Source organism: Halogeometricum sp. CBA1124, from assembly GCF_009741955.1.
In the GTDB taxonomy this organism is placed as follows: domain Archaea; phylum Halobacteriota; class Halobacteria; order Halobacteriales; family Haloferacaceae; genus Halogeometricum; species Halogeometricum rufum.
Genome location: NZ_WPCD01000234.1, coordinates 1 through 5,271, shown reverse-complemented (window position 1 = coordinate 5,271; position 5,271 = coordinate 1). Strand labels below are relative to the sequence as shown.

Here is a 5,271-nt window from a genome sequence, read left to right as displayed (position 1 = left end):
CCCCGACGCCGGCGTCTACGAACTGAAGACGTACGCGAAGAACCCCCTCGAAGTGCGCGGCGTCGGCTCCAGAGTCGCCCGGCGCATCGACGACGACATCGAACCCCTCCTGCCGCGTCGCGACGCCGACGGCGGCCGGTTCGCCGTCCAGTCGCCGCCGGAGGACGAGGACCACGCGGAGTCGATGGCCCGCCGTCTGGAGGAGACGGTGAAGGTCCACGCGGAGGCGCCGACGACGCCCGAGGACCTGTTCACCGACGTGATGGACGCCATCGACAGCCCCGCCTTCGGCCCGATGGAGTACGAGTTCGACGGCCGACCCGACCGGTTGGACGACCTGACCGAGGAGTTCGCCGACGCCGACGACCTGTTGACCGACGACTTGGAGGACCTCATCGACGAGGACGCGGTCGGCCGCGGCTTTCAGTGACGGGTCGACTCGCGGCGGTGAGCGTCCGTCCGGCGGGCGGAACGACGCGTCGCCGGGGGCGGCGCCTCAGCGGTACGCCTCGCGGAGGAACGCCAGCGCGGCGCCGAACATCGCGAGGTTACCGAAGAAGGCCAGACGCTCGCCGCTGGCGTCGCCCTCCTCGTTCCAGAAGTCGTGCATCGTCGGCGTCACCACCGCGAGGAACGTGACGACGGCACCCGTGGCGACTCGGGGGAACCGCCACAGGGCGACGCCGAGTCCCCCCGCGGCCATCATCCCGGAGCCGAACGGCACCGCCAAGTCGGGAAGCGGCACGCCCGCGGACTCGGCGTACGATATCTGTCCGTCCATGTCGCGGAAGTCCTCGGACGCCTGAAGTGCGAGTCCGAGTCCGAACAACAAGCGACCGAGTCTCGACGGGGTCGTCGACGCACCGTCCGTCTCGTCGGTGTCGTTCGCCATACCGCAGCACCGTCCGGCGACCACATAAGCGTACGTGACGAGTAGACCGGGGGCGACCGATCGAGTCGCTCCGGACGCGACTGCCCCCACACAAACCGTGTTTTCAAATCCCTCCGTGCCGACGAGACAGCTATGAGCGCACGGGCGACCGTCGAGGACTACTACGAGGCGCTTCGCCGGGGAGAACCGCTCTACCCGTACTTTGCCGAGGAAGCCGACGTCGTGAAGTTCGGCGTCGGGGAGACGCTCGTCGGCTACGACGACGTGGCCGAGGGGCTCCGCGAACAGACGCGGACGACGACGGACTGGACCGTCGAGAGCGACGCGCTACGCGTCGTCGAACGCGAGAAGCACGCCGCCTTCTCCGACGACGTGCGGATGGCGTGGACCGACACCGAGAGCGACGCCGACCGCGACTTCGATACGCGGTGGAGCGGGACGCTCGAACGCCGGCCGACCGACGACGACCCGGACGCGACCCCGAGACCGACGAGTGGGTGTTCCTCGGGATGCACGTCAGCGTCGCCCACGACGGGGAGCGGGACTGATGGTCGGACCGAGCATGTCCGACGAGGAGCGAACGGCCGCGAGCACGCGACTCAAAGTCGGGTTCGTCCTCCTCGTCGCCGCCTCGGGCGGACTCGTCGCCCTGCAGGCGGGCGGGACGCCGCTCTACATCGGGGCCGGGTTCGGCGGCGGACTCGTCCTCGGGGGCGCCCTCCTCTACTTCCTCGACCGCTGGTGGTCGGAGTTCCTGGCGACGACGAACCGCGGACGTCGCTGAGTCGGGAGCCTCCGGCGCAAACCCGGCCGAGCGCCGTCAGTCGGCGGGCTCGACGCCCGACACCTCGAATCGGGCACCGCCGTCGGTGCCCGCCGTCGCGCGGATATCCCAGCCGTGCGCGTCGGCTATCTCCTTCACGATTGCCAGCCCGAACCCGGTGCCGTCTCGGGCGGTCGAGTAGCCCGACTCGAACACCGCCTCGCAGTCGTCCGCCGGGATGCCGGGGCCGTCGTCCGCGACGTAGAACCCGGTTCCCTCCTCGAGCGACCCCACGCGAATCGTCACGTCGGGGCCTGCGTGTTCGATGGCGTTGCGAAACAGGTTCTCCAGCAGTTGCTGGAGTCGGTCGGCGTCCGCCGCGAGCGAGCGGTCGCTCTCGACGTGCACCGCCGCCTCGCCCGTGTCGACGACCTCCCAGCAGTCGTCGACGACGGCCGAGAGCACCACCGTCTCCGTCTCCGAAATCGCCCGCCCCTGCCGCGAGAGCGTCAGTATCTCCTCGATGAGCCGCTCCATCCGGTCGAGCGCGTTGCTCACCGTGGCGAGGTGCTCGTCGTCGTGAGCTTCCCGGTGTAGCGCCAGCCGACCCTGCGCGACGTTGAGCGGGTTCCGCAGGTCGTGCGAGACGGTGCTGGCGAACCGTTCGAGACGCTCGTTCGTCCGCTCCAGTTCTCGCTCGTGTCGCCGTTTCTCGGTCACGTCGGTCAGCGTTATCGAACGGCCGATTCGCGACCGGTCGGCCGAGAACGGGTTCTCGGAGACGCTGTAGTACTCGGTCCGCCCGTTCCGCCCGACGGAGACGACGGCGTCCGGGGACGCGACGGCGGCGGCGACGTCCGGGAGGAGCGTCTCGAACGCCTCCCCGACCGACCCCGACAGCGCGGGGAACAGGTCCCGCGCGCTCTGGTTGAAGTCGTGGACGCGGCCCTCGTCGTCGAGGACGACGATGGGGTCGTCGACTTCGCCGGCCAACTGGACGGTCTGGAACTGGTCGAAGTGGAGGTAGAAGACGCCGAGGGCGAAGGCGGCGACGCCCAGCGCGGAGTAAGTGACGTCCGGTAGCGTCGTCCGCAACGGGGTGACGATGTCGAAGACGACGGGCAGGCCGGTGAGTGCGACGATGCCGAACAGCGGCTTCGTGTCGAAGTCCACCTGCGCGAACAGTTCGAAGAGCACGAACACGCCGACGAACGAGAGCGCGTACGCGAACGCCATCACGACCCAGTGGAGCGGTTCGTGGTGAATCGCCAGGTGAGAGAACGGTTCCGACACCACCTCCGCCGTGAAGTACCAGTGTGGAGCGGGTTCGTCAGTTTCACCGCGACGACGACCAGGAAGGTGGCGACGGAGACGCGCCGTATCGTCGTGTTCCGGTGGTGCGTTCGACCCGTGTACGCAGAGCAGAAGTAGAGCCACGGGCCGACGGCCGCCAACCCGGCCACCAGCCCCGCCGTGAAGAAGGCGTACTGGAGTGTCGGGGACGGTGCCACGAGGTATCCCACGTGGACGGCCGCCCACGCACCGCTCAGCGCCAATAGGGCCGTCAGTCCCCGCCGCGTGTCCGGGTCCTCGATGCGCCTTCGGTGCCGCAGGCTGCCGAAGCAGACGACGGACACGGCGGCAAAGACCCCGACGTATCCCCAGAGTGAGAGGTTCATTCAGTTATCGCGTACCGTTAGTTTATGGGGTCGCGAGATTAAACATTCCGTGTCCGTTCAATCAGTTGATGTCTCCTGGCCGCGCTCGTCGAACTCGACGGGACGAGTGCGGTCGGTTCGGCGCGACGGTCTGGTGACCGGATTACAGCCGTGACTCGGGATTCACGCGCGCGATCCACTTCCAGGGGTTCTGTATCTCCTCGTCGGTCGGGAGGTTCTCCGGTCGCTCCCACACCACGGACGCGGCGGCAACGCCGCGTTCGTCGGCGACCGTCTCGAAGAACTCCGCGCCGCGTTCGTACTGTCGGCGCTTGACGCCGAGGCCGAGGAGACGCCGGACGAGGCGGGCGACGGGGCCGCCACCGCTCCGACGGGCGTCCAGTTTCGCGCGGAGGTCGGCATACTCCTCGTCGAACGCGCGGTCCATGAGCAGTTCCGCGTAGCCCTCGACGGCCGTCATCGCGGTGTCGAGGTCGGAGAACGCCTCGCGGTCGAACTCGCCGTCGGCGAGGGCGTCCAGTCCGTCCTGCATCCGGTGTTCGAGGTGTCCCGAGAGCCACGGCGCGGCGCCGAACTCGGCGGCGTGGGCGACTTCGTGGAAGGCGATCCACCGACGGAAACGGGGGAAGTCGACGTCGAGGGAGTCGGCGGCCTCGACGATGTTCGGGTGGACGAAGTAGAGGCCGTGGTCGTCGTCGCTCTCGGCGAGGAGGAGGGGGTCGTACTGGCCGAGGACGTTCTTCCCGAGGAACGACAGCATGAACGCCATGGTGCCGGTGTTGACGACGCGCGTGACGCCCGGGAGTGGGACGCGCCCGCGTTCCTCGATGGGGCGCATGACGCGTTCGAACGTCCGGATGTTCGCGTCGATCCAGTGGTGACGGTTCTGTACCTCGACGGCCTCGGGGAGGTCGAACTCCACGTCGCCCACCGACTTGAGGCGACGGCGGGCGTCGCGCACGTCCGTCGCGTACCCCTCGCGGTCCTCGGCGGAGAGGGTGAGGTCGCCGGGGTCGGTCACGTTCTTCGCGGCGTCGGCGACGGCGTCCCAGTCGATGGCGCCGGTGCCCTGACCGTCGCCCGAAGCGGTCGCGACCGCGTGGACGCTACGGAAGATATCCATACGTCGTGGTGGAGGCGCGCGGACAAAACCCTTGTTCCGGGATGCCGACCGGCCCCCGTTCCGTGGTGTCGACCAGTCCCGCGGCGCGCGTCCGGTCGGCCGCAGTCGCTCGATTCGCCCGCGGCGGCGGCGCGAAGGGGAAGCCGACGTGACGGACGAGACGACGGGGACGACGACCGCACGCCGTCGAAAGGGCGGCGGTCGTTTATGTCGGTCCGCGCCGACGTGTACGCATGCTCACCCTCGACCACGTCGCGTTCGGTGGCACCGACCTCGACCACCTGCGCGCGGCGGCGGCGGACGTCGGTCTCGCCTCCGAGTACGGCGGCCCGCACGGAACCGGGACGACGCACATGGCCGTCCTCGGTCTCCCGGACGGGTCCTACCTGGAGTTCGTCGCCCCGACGGCCGACGCCGACCCCGAAGACGCCGGCTTCTGGCCCGCGCACCTCGCCGCCGACGCCGGTCCGGCGGGGTGGTGCGTGGAGGTTCCCTCCGTCGCCGCGGCGGCGAAGACGGCCATCGACCGCGGGATTCGCGTCGACGGGCCGCACGAGGCGTCGCGGACCCGCCCCGACGGCACGCGCGTGGAGTGGGACATGTGCTTCGAGGGGCCCGCGGGCGACGAACGCCTCCCCTTCACCATCGCCGACCGGACGCCCCGGTCGTCACCGGACGGACGCCGAACGCCGACCTCGCGGACTCGCCGCTCGCCGGGACGGCGGCCGTCGTCCTCGCCGTCGGACTCGGCTCCGCCGTCCGGTCGCTCGCAGTCGGTCGACTCCGTGGCCGCGTCGCGGACGCCGCGACGCGC

7 protein-coding genes and 1 pseudogene are annotated in these 5,271 nt (G+C 69.8%); 4 read left to right on the top strand and 4 right to left on the bottom strand.

Annotated features, from left to right (window positions below; all coding sequences use genetic code 11):
- The coding region (locus GJ632_RS19145) for a hypothetical protein (RefSeq protein WP_191453766.1) at positions 1-430 on the top strand (430 nt) is incomplete at its 5' end.
- A 66-nt stretch (positions 431-496) separates the two neighbouring features.
- On the opposite strand, the gene GJ632_RS19140 is transcribed toward GJ632_RS19145, so the two are convergent.
- Positions 497-892: a DoxX family protein gene (locus GJ632_RS19140; protein WP_191453765.1), complete on the bottom strand. Its 396-nt coding sequence runs from the start codon at positions 890-892 to the stop codon at positions 497-499.
- Positions 893-1,024: 132 nt separating this feature from the next.
- Here GJ632_RS19140 and GJ632_RS25625 point away from each other — a divergent pair.
- Positions 1,025-1,288 (top strand): annotated as a pseudogene (locus GJ632_RS25625) (nuclear transport factor 2 family protein); the annotation flags it as partial.
- 151 nt (positions 1,289-1,439) lie between these two features.
- A complete protein-coding gene (locus tag GJ632_RS19130; RefSeq protein WP_191453764.1) occupies positions 1,440-1,676 on the top strand; it encodes a hypothetical protein in 237 nt (78 codons plus the stop codon).
- A gap of 36 nt (positions 1,677-1,712) precedes the next feature.
- Here GJ632_RS19130 and GJ632_RS19125 read toward each other — a convergent pair whose 3' ends face one another.
- The 3 genes from GJ632_RS19125 to GJ632_RS19120 all read right to left on the bottom strand — a co-directional run bounded on the left by GJ632_RS19125 (position 1,713) and on the right by GJ632_RS19120 (position 4,457).
- Entirely contained in the window at positions 1,713-2,948 is a 1,236-nt protein-coding gene (locus GJ632_RS19125; RefSeq protein WP_343161265.1) for an ATP-binding protein, read from the bottom strand.
- Positions 2,891-3,334: a histidine kinase N-terminal 7TM domain-containing protein gene (locus GJ632_RS25620; protein ID WP_197428094.1), complete on the bottom strand. Its 444-nt coding sequence runs from the start codon at positions 3,332-3,334 to the stop codon at positions 2,891-2,893. The genes GJ632_RS19125 and GJ632_RS25620 overlap by 58 nt, the downstream gene beginning before the upstream one ends.
- Before the next feature lie 142 nt (positions 3,335-3,476).
- Positions 3,477-4,457 carry a zinc-dependent metalloprotease gene (locus tag GJ632_RS19120; protein ID WP_191453763.1) on the bottom strand — a complete coding sequence of 327 codons (981 nt, stop codon included), beginning with the start codon at positions 4,455-4,457 and terminating at the stop codon, positions 3,477-3,479.
- A gap of 233 nt (positions 4,458-4,690) precedes the next feature.
- On the opposite strand from GJ632_RS19120, the gene GJ632_RS19115 reads away from it, so the two are divergent.
- Positions 4,691-5,271, top strand: a 581-nt coding sequence (locus GJ632_RS19115; protein ID WP_197428093.1) for a VOC family protein, incomplete at its 3' end; no start/stop codon positions are given.